18 protein-coding genes are annotated in these 16,371 nt (G+C 29.6%); 7 read left to right on the plus strand and 11 right to left on the minus strand.

Translation table 11 applies throughout. The annotated features are described in order from the left end of the window. Window positions 1-231: 231 nt before the first annotated feature. The 9 genes from L8X28_RS07670 to L8X28_RS07710 all read right to left on the minus strand — a co-directional run bounded on the left by L8X28_RS07670 (window position 232) and on the right by L8X28_RS07710 (window position 9,118). Window positions 232-1,452, minus strand: a complete 1,221-nt coding sequence (locus tag L8X28_RS07670) for an MFS transporter (RefSeq protein ID WP_220567312.1) — start codon at window positions 1,450-1,452, stop codon at window positions 232-234. Between the two features lie 2 nt (window positions 1,453-1,454). Then, window positions 1,455-2,252: a cysteine ABC transporter substrate-binding protein gene (locus L8X28_RS07675; protein ID WP_375154872.1), complete on the minus strand. Its 798-nt coding sequence runs from the start codon at window positions 2,250-2,252 to the stop codon at window positions 1,455-1,457. Window positions 2,253-2,360: 108 nt separating this feature from the next. Then, complete coding sequence (locus tag L8X28_RS07680) at window positions 2,361-3,098, minus strand: amino acid ABC transporter ATP-binding protein (RefSeq protein WP_263665990.1); 738 nt, start codon at window positions 3,096-3,098, stop codon at window positions 2,361-2,363. A 1-nt stretch (window position 3,099) separates the two neighbouring features. After that, the gene (locus tag L8X28_RS07685; RefSeq protein WP_133318955.1) at window positions 3,100-3,759 is read right to left on the minus strand and encodes an amino acid ABC transporter permease; all 660 of its coding nucleotides are present in this window, start codon (window positions 3,757-3,759) and stop codon (window positions 3,100-3,102) included. Beyond that, window positions 3,752-4,399 (minus strand): amino acid ABC transporter permease, encoded by a 648-nt coding sequence (locus L8X28_RS07690; RefSeq protein WP_133318956.1) that lies wholly within the window; start codon window positions 4,397-4,399, stop codon window positions 3,752-3,754. Before L8X28_RS07690 ends, L8X28_RS07685 begins: the two co-directional genes overlap by 8 nt. Before the next feature lie 44 nt (window positions 4,400-4,443). Continuing rightward, window positions 4,444-5,046, minus strand: a complete 603-nt coding sequence (locus tag L8X28_RS07695) for a Crp/Fnr family transcriptional regulator (RefSeq protein ID WP_263662412.1) — start codon at window positions 5,044-5,046, stop codon at window positions 4,444-4,446. Further along, on the minus strand, window positions 5,039-6,862 hold the full coding sequence (recG, locus tag L8X28_RS07700; protein ID WP_263665991.1) for an ATP-dependent DNA helicase RecG: 1,824 nt from the start codon (window positions 6,860-6,862) through the stop codon (window positions 5,039-5,041). Before recG ends, L8X28_RS07695 begins: the two co-directional genes overlap by 8 nt. After that, window positions 6,852-8,072, minus strand: coding sequence for a M16 family metallopeptidase (locus L8X28_RS07705; protein ID WP_263665992.1), 1,221 nt, complete (start codon window positions 8,070-8,072; stop codon window positions 6,852-6,854). Before L8X28_RS07705 ends, recG begins: the two co-directional genes overlap by 11 nt. Beyond that, entirely contained in the window at window positions 8,072-9,118 is a 1,047-nt protein-coding gene (locus L8X28_RS07710; RefSeq protein ID WP_263665993.1) for a dehypoxanthine futalosine cyclase, read from the minus strand. Before L8X28_RS07710 ends, L8X28_RS07705 begins: the two co-directional genes overlap by 1 nt. Window positions 9,119-9,223: 105 nt before the next feature. On the opposite strand from L8X28_RS07710, the gene L8X28_RS07715 reads away from it, so the two are divergent. Next, window positions 9,224-10,417 (plus strand): MFS transporter, encoded by a 1,194-nt coding sequence (locus L8X28_RS07715; protein ID WP_263665994.1) that lies wholly within the window; start codon window positions 9,224-9,226, stop codon window positions 10,415-10,417. Here L8X28_RS07715 and L8X28_RS07720 read toward each other — a convergent pair. After that, window positions 10,414-11,196 (minus strand): CheR family methyltransferase, encoded by a 783-nt coding sequence (locus L8X28_RS07720; RefSeq protein ID WP_133318962.1) that lies wholly within the window; start codon window positions 11,194-11,196, stop codon window positions 10,414-10,416. The genes L8X28_RS07715 and L8X28_RS07720 overlap by 4 nt on opposite strands. 11 nt (window positions 11,197-11,207) lie before the next feature. Then, window positions 11,208-11,759, minus strand: a complete 552-nt coding sequence (locus tag L8X28_RS07725; RefSeq protein ID WP_133318963.1) for a CheB methylesterase domain-containing protein — start codon at window positions 11,757-11,759, stop codon at window positions 11,208-11,210. Window positions 11,760-11,901: 142 nt separating this feature from the next. Between L8X28_RS07725 and rpiB the strand changes: the two genes are divergently transcribed. Genes rpiB through ychF form a run of 6 tightly spaced genes read left to right on the plus strand, consistent with a single transcriptional unit; the run spans window position 11,902 to window position 16,344 of the window. Then, complete coding sequence (gene rpiB, locus L8X28_RS07730) at window positions 11,902-12,339, plus strand: ribose 5-phosphate isomerase B (protein ID WP_263660291.1); 438 nt, start codon at window positions 11,902-11,904, stop codon at window positions 12,337-12,339. Further along, the gene (locus tag L8X28_RS07735) at window positions 12,336-12,668 is read left to right on the plus strand and encodes a hypothetical protein (protein ID WP_133318965.1); all 333 of its coding nucleotides are present in this window, start codon (window positions 12,336-12,338) and stop codon (window positions 12,666-12,668) included. The genes rpiB and L8X28_RS07735 overlap by 4 nt, the downstream gene beginning before the upstream one ends. Beyond that, window positions 12,665-13,204: an adenine phosphoribosyltransferase gene (gene apt, locus L8X28_RS07740; protein ID WP_412175532.1), complete on the plus strand. Its 540-nt coding sequence runs from the start codon at window positions 12,665-12,667 to the stop codon at window positions 13,202-13,204. Before L8X28_RS07735 ends, apt begins: the two co-directional genes overlap by 4 nt. Before the next feature lies 1 nt (window position 13,205). Further along, the gene (locus tag L8X28_RS07745; RefSeq protein ID WP_133318967.1) at window positions 13,206-13,799 is read left to right on the plus strand and encodes a DedA family protein; all 594 of its coding nucleotides are present in this window, start codon (window positions 13,206-13,208) and stop codon (window positions 13,797-13,799) included. After that, window positions 13,796-15,247 carry a leucyl aminopeptidase gene (locus L8X28_RS07750; RefSeq protein WP_263665995.1) on the plus strand — a complete coding sequence of 484 codons (1,452 nt, stop codon included), beginning with the start codon at window positions 13,796-13,798 and terminating at the stop codon, window positions 15,245-15,247. The genes L8X28_RS07745 and L8X28_RS07750 overlap by 4 nt, the downstream gene beginning before the upstream one ends. Beyond that, on the plus strand, window positions 15,244-16,344 hold the full coding sequence (gene ychF / locus L8X28_RS07755; protein ID WP_263665996.1) for a redox-regulated ATPase YchF: 1,101 nt from the start codon (window positions 15,244-15,246) through the stop codon (window positions 16,342-16,344). Before L8X28_RS07750 ends, ychF begins: the two co-directional genes overlap by 4 nt. Window positions 16,345-16,371: the final 27 nt, after the last annotated feature.

The following is a 16,371-nucleotide window of genomic DNA, read 5'->3' on the forward strand; positions in this document are numbered from 1 at the left end:
AAAAATCTTAACATGTAAATCCTTTTTTTGTATATATTTATAGATACTGCATCAATATTATCTTTATGTTTTTTTAGTATAAATTACAAACAACTTTTCAACAGCAAAGCAATATTAACACTATGTTTATAAATTTAAGCTTAATTATAAACAATAATAAAATATTAGTATAATAAGAAGATATTATAAAAGTTTGAATGTATTGAAAAATAGAAGTTTAAATAAAAAATGTTATAAATTTTTAAAAGAGCTTTTTACTAAAAATATACTTAGCAAACTAGCAATAATTATAAAAATAATATAAATATAAAAATACTCCTTATATACAAAATTAACAATAAAAGGGGTTATAAAACCCAAAATTGCATAAGAAATATTATAAGCAAAAGAAAGACCGCTCGATCTTAACTCTGTGGTAAAAATTTGAGTCATAAAAATAGGAGCAAAAGCTATAATACCTTGTGCAAAACAAGCAAGCAAATAAAATAACAAAAACCACTCATTATAAAAGCTAAAACTAATGCCAAAAATTCCAAAAAGTAAAGTGAAAATCAAACAAATTTTAAAATGTCCTAAAAAATCTGCTAAATATCCTTGCGCTAAACTTCCTAGTATGATCATCACTATGGCCAAATTTTGATATAACAAAGCAGTAGTTTTGCTAACTCCTAATAAGCTTTCAAAATATTGTGGCAGTATCATTAAAGTAGCCACCCCACTTGTTAAAACCACAGTAAGTAAAGCGCATATTAACATACTTTTTTTATGTGTTTTTAAAGCCTGCAAAAGTGGGAAATTTAAAATTTTTTCTTTTGCTTTTATATTTTTAAAAGCTGGTGTTTCATTCAATTTCGTGCGTAAAAATAAAGCCAATATACCAAAAAATCCTCCTATAAAAAAAGGAATTCTCCAAGCAAAGCTTTCTACTTCTTCTTTATCAAAATACGCATATATAGTCAAAGTCGCTAAATTTCCAAGCAATAAACCTAAAGTCAAAGTCGCTGAAATAAAACCAAGTGCCAAACCAAGTCTTTTTTTACTCACAAATTCACTCACAAAAATCCAAGCACCACTAACTTCAGCTCCTATAGCTAATCCTTGGGCTATCCTAATAACAAAAAGCATAAAAGTAGCCAAAAGCCCTATGCTTTCATAAGTAGGTAAAAAGGCCAAAACAAAACTTGGTACAACCATTAAAAGCATGCTAATATAAAAAACATTCTTACGCCCTTTTATATCTGCAAAATGCGCTAAAACAACAGCACCAAAAGGTCTGGCTAAATACCCTGCCCCAAAGGCTACATAAGTATAGATTAATGGCCAAAAATCATCATTTTGAGGAAAGAAAATTTTTGCAAAAACACTTGCAAAGAAGATAAATAAAACAAAATCATAAAATTCCAAAATACCACCTAAGGAAGCATAGATGGTATTTTTAAAAGCTTTTTGCATTATTAAATTTTGCCACCTTCGATTACTACATCATCAGCTTTTATATCATCGCTAAAAAATGGCTTTAAAGTTTCATCATAAGCTTTGTGGAAAAATTGTTCATTTTGTAATTTTAAAATCAAATCATTGATAAAATTTAACATAGCTTCGTCACCTTTTTTTACAGCAGGAGCTATAACATCATGATTTCCAAGTTCTTTAATCACTACTTCAAAATTTGGATTTTCTTTAGCCCAAGCAAAAAGCAATGCATTATCATGACTTAACGCATCACCTCTTTTACCAATTAAAGCTGCAAAAGTTTCTGTATTTTGATCAAATTTAATCGTTTTAATATCTGGCATATTTTTTGTAAAATACGCATCAGCTGTTGTGCCTTTATTTAAAATTAAAGTTTTATTTTTTAAATCATCTAAAGTTTCAATATCTGACCCTTTAGGAGCCACCACCCCAAGAGCAACTTTCATATAAGGTAATGCAAAATCAACCACAGCTTCTCTTTCTGGGGTTTTTGTAAAATTTGCTAAGATTAAATCTACTTTATTTGATTCTAAAAATTCTACTCTATTTGCTGCTTCAACAAGTACAAATTGCACTTTTGACTCATCACCCAAAAGTTCTTTTGCTATGCGTTTAGCAAAATACACATCATAGCCTTGATTTTTCCCTTGTGCATCTAGGTAGCCAAATGGAGGTTTATCACCAAACACACCTATGCGGATTACACCTTGCTGTTTGATTTTCTCTATGGAATTTTCATTAGAGCTTGAATTTGAGCATGCACTAAAAAAAAGTGCCATTAAAAATGATAAAAGAAAAATTTTTTTCATGTTTTATCCTTATGATTAAAAATTTAAATTTTTAAACCTTATATTATTTTTTTAAATAAATATTTTAAAAAAATAAAATTAACGATGAAAATCAAACAAATTGAGAAATTTTTTCGCACGATCTGTCTTTGGATTTTCAAAAAATTCATCAGGATTTGAAATTTCTACTATTTTACCATCATCCATAAAAACTATTTTATCAGCAACTGCTCTTGCAAAACCCATTTCATGTGTAACTATAAGCATAGTCATACCATCTTTTGCCAAATTTAAAATCACATCTAAAACTTCACGCACGATTTCAGGATCAAGCGCTGCTGTAACTTCATCAAAAAGCATGATTTCAGGGTTCATACAAAGACTTCTAACTATGGCTATGCGTTGCTTTTGTCCACCGCTTAATTCTTTAGGATAAGCTTTTATTTTATGCAAAAGTCCTACTCTATCAAGCCAGTATTTTGCTTCTTCTAAAATCTCTTCTTTTTTTCTTTTTTGCACCTTTAAAGGTCCTAAAAGTATATTTTGCTCAACATTTAAATGATCAAAAAGCTCATAAGATTGAAACACCATACCTATTTTTTGACGAATTTGAGTCCATTTTTTATAATTTTTATCAATTTTCTCATCATCTACTAAAATAGCTCCATCAGCCATTTCTTCTAAGCCATTAATACATCTTAAAAGTGTAGATTTCCCACAACCACTTGGACCTAGTATAACCACTACTTCTTTTTGATTTACTTCTAAATTAATATCTTTTAAAACATGATGATCATCATAATATTTTTGTAAATTTTGTATTTTTAAAATGCTCATATTAGCTCCATTTTTTCTCTAAAAACTTTGAATATACTGACAAAGGATAACAAAGTATAAAATAAATCAATAAAATCAAACCATAAATCACAAAAGCCGCATAAGAATTTTGAAATAAATTAAGCTCAATCACTTGTTGACCTACTTTAATAAGCTCTATACCACCGATTAGATAAATCACTGAAGTGCTTTTAATAATTCTTGTAAAAAGATTAATACTCATTGGTAATAATCTTCTCAAAGATAAAGGTATAATGATAAAAAGATAAACTTCGAATTTATTAAAACCTAGTGAAAGTCCTGACTCATACTGATGTTTTGGTATACTTGCTAAAGATGATCTAACCAAATCCATCATCTCAAATACACCCCAAATACTAAAAACAATAATACTTGAACCCAAAGCACTCAAATGCCATCCAAACCATTTCGCCAAGCCAAAATGCACTATAAAAAGCCAAACAATCAAAGGCATAATACGCACAAACTCAAGCATAAAACGACAAAAAACATAAAGGAATTTGTTTTTAGAATGCATTAAAATTCCAAAAAATACTCCTCCTATGAGTGAAATCAAAACGCTAATCAATGAAAGCTCTAAAGTAACCTTTAAACCTTGCGCTAGTCTAAAAAAGGTATCTTGATTTAAAATTTCAAACATAATTTAACCTTTTTTCTATACGGTTTAACACTAAAGATAAAGGTAAAATCAAGATCAAATAACAAAGCACCAAAGCAAATAATGCTTCGTTACTTTTATAATAAAGCCCTATAAGATCTTTAGCCACATATACTAAATCTGCTAAAGCAATAATGCTTACCACTGAAGTTTCTTTAAGTAAAAAAATGATATTTGCACTAATGCTTGGCATAGCTATACCCAAAGCTTGAGGCATAATAATATAACGGAAATTTTGCCATTTACTCAAACCCAAAGAAAGTCCTGATTCGTATTGTTGTTTTTTAACCGCTTCCATACCCGCTCTTAAACTCTCAGCCATATAAGAACCACCTAAAAAACTAAGTCCTATCACAGCACAAGCAAAAGAGCTAAGTTGAATTCCAAATTCAGGTAAAGCATAATATAAAAAGAAAAGTTGGATTAGCAAAGGTGTGTTTCTTGAAAATTCTATATAAATTTTACAAATTGTGTTTAAAAAGGAAAATTTAAAATAACTCACTCCCACACAAAATAAACCTACTAAAAATGAAAAAAACACCCCATAAATAGCAAGTTTTAATGTAAGCCAAGAAGCTTGTATAAACATAGGGCTAAACTTGACTAAAAAATCAAAATCCATGAAACCATCCATACTTTAAAATATAATATTGTAACAAATAAGACTTAAAAAGACTTAATTAAATTTTGCATTTTTTCTTTATTTAAAATTACTATTTTACCTTTATTTGTGCAAATAAGCTCATTTTGTTTTAATTCTTTTAAAAAACGCGACAAAGATTCTGGGGGTAAATTTAAAATCACAGCGATTTCTTTTTGTTTTAAATTTTGTAGCTTTTCTTCATTTTCTAGTAAAAAGCCGACTAATCTTGACTTTAAATCCAAAGATTTTTGTCTGATAAAATTTTCTAAAATTCGAATTTTACCGATTAAAGAAGTCAAAAGTAAAAAACTAAATTCTCCATTTTCTAAGCATAATTTTTTAAATTCATTAAAATCAAAAACACAAATTTCACAATCTTGCTCACAAATTGCATTGGCTGGGTAATCAATACCCTCAAACACAGGCATTTCAGCTATAAAATTTACTGGAGTTAGAGCGTGTAGTGTTAGCTCAAAACCTTTTGCATTCACCTTATATATACGCACTTTTCCACTTAGTAAAATGTAAATTTTATTTGCTTTTTCACCTTGAAAAAATAAAATATTTCCTTTCTTAAAATACTTCTTTTCGCCCTTTGAAATCAAAATTTCAAAATGTTTATCCATTTTTTTCTTCCATATTTTTAATACTTTCTTTTGCTTTTAAAACCAGTTCTTCATCATCTGCAAAATCAAAAAATTTAAAGTGATTTCCATGTTGCACTCTACCATCTAGCAAATCCCCACTTAACCTGTTTTTTAAATCAAGCTCAGCTATTTTAAACCCATCTAAAGTTTTAGCAAATTCAAGCAAACGACTTGGAATTTCTTTTTGCTTAGTATATAAATAACAAAAACTCTCAAGTCCTACTCTACCTACCCTACCTCGAAGCTGATGTAAGGTAGCAAGCCCAAGTCTTTCAGCCCCAACAACTACAATCACGCTTAGTCTTGGTAAAGAAATTCCCACTTCAACCACGGTCGTAGAAAGTAAAATCGTGCCTTTTTCTCTAAATTCTTGCAAAATTTGATCTTTATTTTTATCTTTTCCATGAGTCACATAAACATTTTTGTATTTGTTTATCCAATACCCTTGTGCTTGTTCTAGCGATAAATAATCTATATTTTCACTTTCATTTACCAAAGGATAAATGATGATTACTTGATGATTTTTAGCTAGTTCATCATCGATTTTTTTAAGCAAATATTTAAAATCTTTATCTTGTATGCAAAAAGTTTTAATGTCTTTTTTAAAAGGCATTTGTTTGATAAAACTAAAATTTACAAGCTCACTTTGTATCATAGAAAGTGTTCTTGGTATAGGTGTAGCAGAAAATTGCACGATATGTGGAGCATATTGAGAGTTTTTACTAAGCTCACTTATTTTTTGTCTTTGATTAGAGCCAAAGCGATGTTGCTCATCTATCATCACTAAAACTGCTTCAAATTCTTCTTGATGAATGAGCGCATGTGTACCTATGATAAAATGGGCTTGTTCTTTTAATTTTGCTAAATCTTTATCTTTTTTACCACCCTTTAAAAGCAATACATTAACAAAATCAGGCAAAAGTCTTTTTGCTTCATGATAAATTTGCTCTGCTAATATACTAGTTGGAGCCATTAAAATAGCCTTTTTAGGATATACTAGCAAACTTGCAGCAAGTATGACCAAAGTCTTACCACAACCCACATCACCCATTACCACACGCCTTTTAGCGACTTTATTTTGCAAATCTTTTTTAATATCTTCTATTGCTAAAAGCTGATCATTTGTAGGGCTAAATTCTAAACCTTTAAGCCAAGAGCTTATATCAAAAAGTTCTATTTCATAAGCATTTTGTGATATTTTTTTACCCTTTAAACGCCTTAAATGATTAAAAATTTCTATATATTTTAAATCTTTAACTATGGCATTAAAATTTTTATAAAGAATTAAATCATCATAATTGTGTAAATTCAAAAGTAAATTGATATATTTTTGTTCTAAATTTAGCGCTTTTAAATTAGCTTCATTGATATATTTTAAAATAAGCTTTTTGATGCTTTCATTTTTAATAGAGCTAATTTGGTATTTAGGGATTATTTGACCTATGTTTTTTACTATTTTTGGGTTTATAAACTGCCAAATTCCATTAAAAAAATTCATCTTTGCATGGATACAAACCAAAGCATTATGTTTAAAAATTTTAAAATGCCATTTATTAGGATGAAAAATTACTATATTTGCTTTTATACCCCATTCTAAACATTCACAAAGTATAAAAAGCTGGGAGTGATGATTTTGTGTGCTAATAATTTTTACATTTTGAGTGCAAAATGTATCTTTTGGAAACTTTGAAATTCTAAAATCATCAAATTTTTTAGGTAAAATCAAAGCCAAATCGATACAATTTTTAACCCCTAAAGCATGAAGTAGTTTTAAATCCTTTTCTTCAACTTTCATTTTCTATGCTTGCAAAACTCACTTTGGTAATTTCACTATGTGCTTTGATGAAGTCATTTAACTCATTTAAAGTAGTGTTTTTAATCTTTTGCATTTCTTCTTTTAAATTTCCAAGTTTTAAACCATGCAAATATTCATTTAGCATTATATCTAGTCTTTTAGCCAAGTTTTCATACCTTAAAGGCATAGAGCCTACTAAAAATTGTTTAGCTAGTTGAAATTCTTTTTCATTGACTCCATTTTGGACAAAGTTTCCAAAAACTTCGTTAACTAAAGCTTTAGCCTCATTAGAACTTTCATTTTTAGTTTGCAAATACCCAAAAACTCTACTATAATTTAAATTTACATCAAGCATAGCATATGCTGAATACGCCAAGCCTCTTTTTACACGCACTTCTTCCATCAAACGCGAACCAAAACCACCTTGACCCAAAATAAATAAAGCAAGTTTAGCTAAATACATTTTCTCATCATTAATTTGTATATTAAATGGAGAGCAAAAATATATATAAGCTTGCTCAGTGCTTTTTTGCTCACTTACTTCTATACTCTCATCAACGAGCTTGTAGCTTTTGTTTTGATTTGGGGCATTTCTTTTTAGAATTTGGCAAATTTTTTCTACTTTAATCTTTACTTCATCTTCTTTAATATCTCCACCAAAAACAAATAAAGCATTATCAAGTACTAAATTTTCACTCATAAAATCTTGTAATTCTTTTAAACTAATCTTTTCTATGCTTTCTTTAGTCCCATCAAGACCACTAGCAAAAATTTCATCTTTAAAAACATTCTTATTCAAAAGTCTTTTTGCTTGATAATCATAATCAGTATTTAAACTTGCAAGTTCACCCAAAGCTAAAGTTTTTAATCTTTGTAAGATTTTTTCTTCAAAACGCACATTTAAAAACAATTCTTGTAATTTTTCTAAAGCAAAATCAAAATGTTCTTTCAAGCATTTAATACTAATTTGAAAATGTTCAAAACTAGCCTTAGCATAAAGCTCTATAGCACGGTATTCTAAGCTTTTAAAAAACTCATCATTACTTCCTTCATTTAAAAGCCTAGCAAGCATACTTGCACAACCTCTATTGTGTTTTTCTGCTATTTTTCCACTATTTTTAAAAATGAGCTTAAAAAATACTACAGGAAGCTCATTTTCATACTCATATATTATGTCTATTTTAGTTTCATTAAAGTCTAAATTTAGCATTAAAACCTTTCTAAAATATTATAAGCCGTATCGCGTTTGGCAGGTAATTCCCCTATATCTTTAATAAGTTCTATCATTTGTTCTTGATTCATTCTATATTTTGCACCAGCTGCGGCTACAACATTTTCTTCCATCATAGTTGAACCTAAATCATTTGCACCAAATTTTAAAGCAAGTTGGCCTATTAAAGAGCCTTGCGTTACCCATGAACTTTGTAAATTTTTAAAATTATCCAAATATAATCTTGCCAAAGCTAGCAATCTTAAATATCTATTAGAGCTTTGCTTGATGATTTCAGGATGTTTTTTGATCAAAGGGGTATTTTCACTTTGAAATGACCATAAAATAAAAGCTCTAAAGCCATTTGTTTTATCTTGCAAATTTCTTAAATGATCAAAATGTTCGATGATTTCCTCATCATTTTCAACCGTACCAAACATCATTGTAGCAGTACTTTTCATACCTATATTATGCGCACTCTCATGTACCCTAAGCCAAGTAGCCGTGTCGCATTTATGTGGCGCTATAACATCTCTTACTCTATCGCTTAATACTTCAGCACCCGCTCCAGGTATAGAAAAAAGTCCTTTAGCTTGTAATCTTTTTAAAACCTCTTCTATAGAAATTTTAGAAACTCTTGCTATATAAGCTATCTCTACTGCTGAAAAACCATGCACGGTAATAGTTGGATAATTAGTTTTTATATAAGAAAGCAAATCTTCATACCATTCTATTTTAAGTTTTGGATGTACCCCGCCTTGAAATAAAATTTGCGTTCCACCTATAGCTTGTAATTCTTCTATTTTTTGCCCTATTTCTTCATATTTTAAAATATAGGAATCATCATCTTTTTCTTTTCTGCAAAAAGCACAAAAATCACAATCAATACAGCAAATATTTGTATAATTTATATTTCTATCTACCACAAAAGTAGTTATTTTTTCAGGATGAAGCTCTAATTTTCTCTCATAAGCCATTGTACCTAATTCATATAAAGGTGCATTTTGGAGCAAATTTAACGCTTCTTTTTTACTTAATCTACTCATTCTTAAACCTTTTTTGTAAAAAGGATTATTATAACATTTAAATGTAAAATAATCTTAAAGACGATATAATCAAGCCCTTTAATTTCATATATTCATAGGATACTCATGACTTATAGGTCTTTACTTAAAAATAATAAAACTTTTCGCTTTTTAGCAATAGTACAATTTATAAGTTATTTTGGTGCGTGGTTTTCTCAAGTAGGTGTTTTTACCCTTTTAACTAAAGAACTCGGTGCACCTGCTAATATCATAGGTTTTTCAGCTATTTTTGTTTTTTTACCTTCTATTATACTTGCACCTATAAATGGGGTTATAGTAGATAGATTTAAACCTAAAAATTTATTACTCACAATGATTAGTATTGAAATGATTTCTATTTTTATGTTAATTTTTGTAAATTCTTTAGCCATGCTTTGGTTGTTATACTTTTTAACCTTTGTTCGTATGGCGGTTGCAAGTATGTATTTTCAAACAGAAATGTCAGTTTTACCTAAAATTTTAACCCCGCAAGAATTAAAACTAGGCAATGAACTTCATAGTATCATATGGGCTGTATCATATGCTTTGGGTATGGGCGCAGCAGGGCTTTTTATAGATCTTTTTGGAGTAAAGCCAGCCTTTATAGCTGATACTTTAATGCTATTTTGTGCTATGCTTATACTCAAAACTTTGATTTTACCTAATGAAAAAAATACCACACAAAATAATCTTTTTATATTAATCAAAGAAGGCTTAGTTTATGTATTTAATAATAAAAAAATCATTCATTTGATTTTACTTCATGGGGTTGTAGGGATAACTGCTTATGATGTTTTAATCACTCTTTTAGCAGAATATGAATACGCAAAAGTTATTTCCATACCTCTAGCCATAGGGCTTTCTAATGCCATAAGAGCCATATCTTTACTTATAGGCCCTTATGTGCTTAGTCCTTATATTAATAAAAACACTTTGGTATATTTATACTTAGCGCAAGGTGTAGGTATAATGCTTTGGGCTTGCTTGCAATTTAACTTTTATCTTGCTTTTGTAGGCTTGGTAATGGCTGGTTTTTGCACTTCATCTTTATGGAGCTATACCTATACACTTTTGCAAAATGATTGCGACAAAAGATACTATGGCAGAGTGATTGCTTACAATGATATGGTATATTTAACCTTTAGTGCAATTATTGCTTTTTCAACAGGATATTTATTTGAATTTTATGGAATAAAACTAAGTCATTTTACTTTTGGCTTGGGAGTATGTTTTATCTTTGCAGCAATTTATTGGTGGTGGTTTAATAAAAAATATAATTAATCCACCTTAGAATAATAAACTCCACCTGCTGAAAAGTTTTTTTCAAAATAAGCTGTTTCAGGCACAAGATCTGACTTTCCTGGGTAAATTCTACCTTCTTTATTCAATATCCTATAAAAACGCTCCATAAGTCTTATTTTAAAATCTTGATCAAAATATATCATCATATTTCTTGAAAAAATCACATCAAATTTTCCAAATTTAAATAAAGAATCATCAAAGACATTACAAAGATCAAAACGACATCTGCAAGCTAGGGTTTCTTTTTTAAGATGATACATTCTATCTTTTACATCAAAATAACGCGTTTTTTGCATAGTGTTTAATCTAGATACTGAACGCTCTGAATAAATCATTTCATTACATTTATCTATCATTTTTTTATTAATATCTATACCAACTATATTCATACCTTTAACAAAATTCTCACTTGCTAAAATAGCTAAAGAATACACTTCTTCGCCGCTTGAACATGGAGCACAAAGCACATTTACAGGGCGATCAAGAGATTTTATATAAAAAATCACATCTTTTAATTGCTCTAATTCTCTAAAAAAATAAGTCTCACAAACTGTAATAAAATCCATAGTTTCTTGTTTTAAATTTCTTTGAAACTGCACTTTTTCATTTAATTCACTAAGACTGCTCAAGCCTAATTCTTGTAAAAATTTAGGAAGTTTAATAGATAATATATCCTTTTTCGCATTTAAGTTATTTCCACTTATTTGCTCTACGATTTTTACAAAATCATTCATTTCATTTTCTGTAATCTTTATCATCTTTTTTTGTCCTACGATTTGATGAAATTTGTTATTTCTTTTTTGAGTTCTATTAAACTCATAGGTTTTAAATTTGGATTAGTATCTCTGGCTTTTTTTGGCATACCATATACTATAGAATCTGCCTCATTTTCGCACAAACACCTTACTCCTGCTTTATAAAGTTCAAACAAAGACTTAGCACCATCATCGCCCATTCCTGTCATAATCAAAGCTAAAATTTTATGATATTTGCAAAGATTAACAGCAGAATTAAATAGCACATCAATCCCTGGATTAAAACTACTAGTTTCATCTGTAGTATTTAATGTTAAGGTATTGTTGCCACTTAAAATCATATTTCTTTGACAAATATAAATTTTATTTTTCAAAACTTCCTTATCACTTGGTATAATCACCTCGCTTAATGCTTCTTTGTTAAATTGATTTACAAAAGAAGGAATAAACGCAGGATTCATATGCTGAGCAATCACTACTGCACAATCTTTCAATTCTACATCATTTAGTAAAAACTTTAGTTGGCTTGGGCCACCTGTTGAAGAACCAATTAGTATAAGCTTCATTTTTTACCTTAAATAATTATTGTTATTATATCAAATAAATATTTGAAAACATAAAAAATAATTATATATAAGAAAGAAAAATTTTAATTAAATATGATAAAATTAATACTTTAAATTTCAAAAATGATAAAGTGAATGTCAAATGTTAAGAGAAAAAATTTATATTGCAAGTGATCATGCTGGTTTTATTTTAAAGCAAGAAATTACTAAATTTTTACAAGAAAAAAATATTACTTTTGAAGACTTAGGTCCTTTTAGTGAGGATCGTTGTGATTATCCTGATTATGCACATTTATTAAGCTCTAAAATAAATGAAAAAAGTTTTGGAATTTTAGTATGCGGATCAGGAATTGGTATGAGTATAGCAGCAAATCGTCATAAAAATATACGCTGTGCTTTGTGTAATGAATCTTTAAGTGCTAAACTTTCAAGAGAACATAATGATGCAAATGTTTTAGCACTAGGAGCTAGATTAATAGGGGTTGATATGGCTTTTGAAATTATCTCAAATTTTATCAACACTTCTTTTAGCGGCGGAAGACATTGCACAAGAATTAGTAAAATAGAGGAAAGATTATGATCTTAAGTTGGCTTGTATTAACTGTATTAATTTGTATTAGTATTTATATGACTATTATGCTACTTTATTATAAAACCCTGCTTCATAAAGAAAAAGTGGCAAAAGAATTTATAAAAAACAACCTTGATGATACTGAAATTGTTATTAGAAAACTACAAGTACAACTTCAAAGAAGTTTGGGTAATATTGATATTTTAACTGAAGAATTAAACAAAAGTAAAGCAGACTTAACCTCTCTTAGAACAAGAAATTCACAATATCGTATTGAAAATGAAAAACTAAGACAAAGAATCAAAGAATTAGAAGCAAAAATAGAGGCATTATTATGATAAAAGAGCAAGATAAAAAATATTTACTAGATAGTATTAGAGCTATTAAGGACTTTCCAAAAGAAGGGATTGTTTTTAGAGATATTACTACTTTATTAAACAACAAAGAAGCATTTGCGTTTTTAATGGATCATTTAGTTGAAAAATATCAAAACGCAAAGCTTGATTATATCGTTGGTATAGAAAGTAGAGGTTTTATTTTTGGAGCTGCCTTGAGCGCTAGATTAAGACTTCCTTTTGTACCTATAAGAAAACCTGGCAAATTACCTTTAAAATGCTTACAAGAATCTTATAGTTTAGAATATGGCAGTGATACTATAGAAATTCATATCGATGCTTTTAATAATCAAAAAGCAAATGTTTTACTTATAGATGATCTTATCGCTACAGGTGGCACAGCTATCGCTGCTGTGAAACTTATAGAAAAACTCAATGCAAAATGTGTTGAAGCTTGTTTTTTACTAGAGTTAAAAGATCTAGATGGTGCTAAAGAATTAGCTAAATTAACTTCTGTTTATAGTGTTTTAGAGGTATAAAATGGAAGAATTTTTAAAACAACTTTTGTATGATTATAAAAATTGGGCTTATATTATTGTGTTTTTATGGTGCATACTTGAAGGAGAACTTGCACTTATTTTAGCAGGTATTTTTGCACATGAAGGCCATGTAAATTTAGGACTTATTATCTTTATAGCAGGCTTAGGCGGCTTTGTAGGCGATCAAATATACTTTTATATAGGAAGATATAACAAAAAATACATTCAGAAAAAACTTCGCACCCAAAGGCGTAAATTTGCCATAGCACATTTACTTTTACAGCGTTTTGGCTGGCCTATTATCTTCATACAAAGATATATGTATGGTTTTAGAACTATTATACCTATGAGTATAGGATTAACTCGCTATAGTGCTAAAAAATTTGCGTTTATTAATCTTATTAGTGCGTGGGCTTGGGCTGCTATAACTATTTTACTTGCATGGTTTTTTGGAAAAGAAATTTGGCTTGCAGTAGAATGGGCTGGAAATCATTGGTATTTTGCAGTGCCAATTATTGCTGGCTTTTTATTAGCTTTATTTTTAGGAATGAAACAAATAGAAAAATCAATACTTACAAGAAGGACTCGCAAATGACTTTTAATTTTATAGAAGAAAATATCGGCTCTATAAATGCTGATTTTGAAATCATTTTAATACAAGATAAAAAAATAGAAAAATACACTCAAAGTCAAGAACTTTTCAAGCTTTCAAGCTATAAAGGTGAAGGAATTTGCATAGATATGCAAAATAAAATTCTTTATAGTGAACTTAAAAGCTTAGAATATGAAGATATAAGGCTTGCTTTTGCAAATGCATACAAAGCTTTAAAAAAACTTGAAATTCAAAGCGTAAAAACAAAAAGTGTCATAGGAAAATGTGTAGTAAATAGCTTTAATGCTATGATTCAAGGATTTACTTTTGGTGCTTATGAATTTAATAAATACAAAAAAGAAAAAACACCAAGCAAATTAGAAAATATCTTCATTGCAAAAGATGAAATTAATAATAAAACATACAACCTAGAAGAAGCTTGCATAGGTATAAACTATGGTCAAATTTTTTCAAATGCTTGTGATTTTGCAAAAAATATCGTTAATGAAATCCCACAAATTTACACTCCTGCTAAAATGGCCGAAGATGCGCTTGAACTAAGCCAAAATAATTCTAATATTTCATGTAAAATTTATGAAAGCAATTTCTTAGAGCAAGAAAAAATGCAAGCATTTTTAGCAGTAAATCGTGCTTCAATTCATCCTCCAAAACTCATTCATCTTTCTTATAAACCACAAAATCCAAAAATGAAAGTAGTGTTTGTAGGTAAAGGGCTAACTTATGATAGTGGTGGACTTAGTTTAAAACCTGCTGATTACATGCTAACGATGAAATCAGATAAAAGCGGCGGTGCGGCTGCAATGGCTATTATCAAAGGTGCAAGCGAGTTAAACCTTGATATAGAAGTTCATTCTATCATCGGCGCAACTGAAAACATGATAGGCGGAAATGCTTATAAACCTGATGATGTGCTTATTTCAAGAGAAGGTGTGAGTATAGAGGTTAGAAATACCGACGCAGAAGGAAGATTAGTTTTAGCAGATTGTCTTTCACTTGCTCAAGATCTAAAACCTGATTTATTAATAGATCTTGCTACTTTAACTGGAGCTTGCGTGGTAGGACTTGGAGAATACACAAGTGCCATCATGGGAAATAATGAAGATTTGCAAAATGAATTTTATAAAATAAGTAAAAAAAGTGGAGATTTAGCTACTATTTTACATTTTAATCCACACTTAAAAGAGCTTATAAAATCAAACATAGCAGATGTTAGTAATACCTCTTCAAGTCGTTATGGCGGGGCCATTACTGCGGGATTATTTTTAAATTCTTTCATTAGAGAAGAATACAAAGACAAATGGCTACATTTAGACATTGCAGGACCAGCTTATTTAGAAAAAGCTTGGGGTTATCACTGTTTTGGTGCAACCGGAGCAGGTGTTAGAATGTGCCTTTCATATTTACTTTATCTTTCAAGGAAACAAAAATGAGTTTATCAGTTGGTATAGTAGGACTTCCAAATGTTGGAAAATCTACCACTTTTAACGCTCTAACAAGAGCACAAAATGCTGAAAGTGCAAACTATCCATTTTGCACCATAGAACCAAACAAAGCAGTGGTACCTGTGCCTGATCATCGCTTAAAAGAACTAGCAAAAATTGTTAATCCACAAAAAATTATACGCTCAAATATAGAATTTGTTGATATAGCAGGCTTAGTAGCAGGAGCTAGCAAAGGTGAGGGTTTGGGTAATAAATTTTTATCTAACATACGCGAAACAGAGATGATTTTACATATTGTGCGTTGTTTTGATGATGAAAATATCACCCATGTTGCGGGCAGTGTTGATCCTGTGCGTGATGTGCAAATCATAGAAACAGAACTTATATTAGCAGATATAGAACAACTTAGCAAAAAAATAGAAAAACTCACTAAAGGTGCAAAGGCCAATGAAAAAGGCGCAAAAGAAAGTTTAGCTTTAGCTAATGAGCTTTTAGAGCATTTAAATCAAAATAACAGTGCAAGTTCTTTTGCTAATAAAAATGAAGTCTATCATGCTCTTATAAAAGAACTAAGATTGCTTTCAGCTAAAGAAGTGATATATGGAGCCAATGTAGATGAGAATTCGCTTTTAGAAGATAATGAATTTGTAAAAGATCTTAAAGAATTTGCAGCAAAATCAGGCCATGAAGTAATCAAACTTTGCTCTAAAATAGAAGAAGAAATGATAGCTTTAAGCGATGAAGAAAATTATGAATTTTTAAAATCTTTAGGTATAGAAAGTAGCGGGCTTGAAGTAGTTATACACACAGCATTTTCAAAGCTAAACTTGATTAGCTATTTTACAGCAGGTCAAGTAGAAGTTAGATCATGGACTATACAAAGAGGTTGGAAAGCACCAAAAGCAGCAAGCGTGATCCATAATGACTTTGAAAAAGGTTTTATCAAAGCTGAAGTAATTTCTTATGAGGATTATATCGCTTGCAAAGGCGAAAGTGGTGCTAAAGAAGCAGGAAAACTACGCCTTGAAGGGAAAGATTATATCGTACAAGATGGCGATGTAATGCATTTTAGATTTAATGTTTAATTTCAATTGCAAGCTAAAACAGCTTGC

It is taken from the genome of Campylobacter sp. CNRCH_2016_0050h, assembly GCF_025772605.1.
In the GTDB taxonomy this organism is placed as follows: domain Bacteria; phylum Campylobacterota; class Campylobacteria; order Campylobacterales; family Campylobacteraceae; genus Campylobacter_D; species Campylobacter_D lari_D.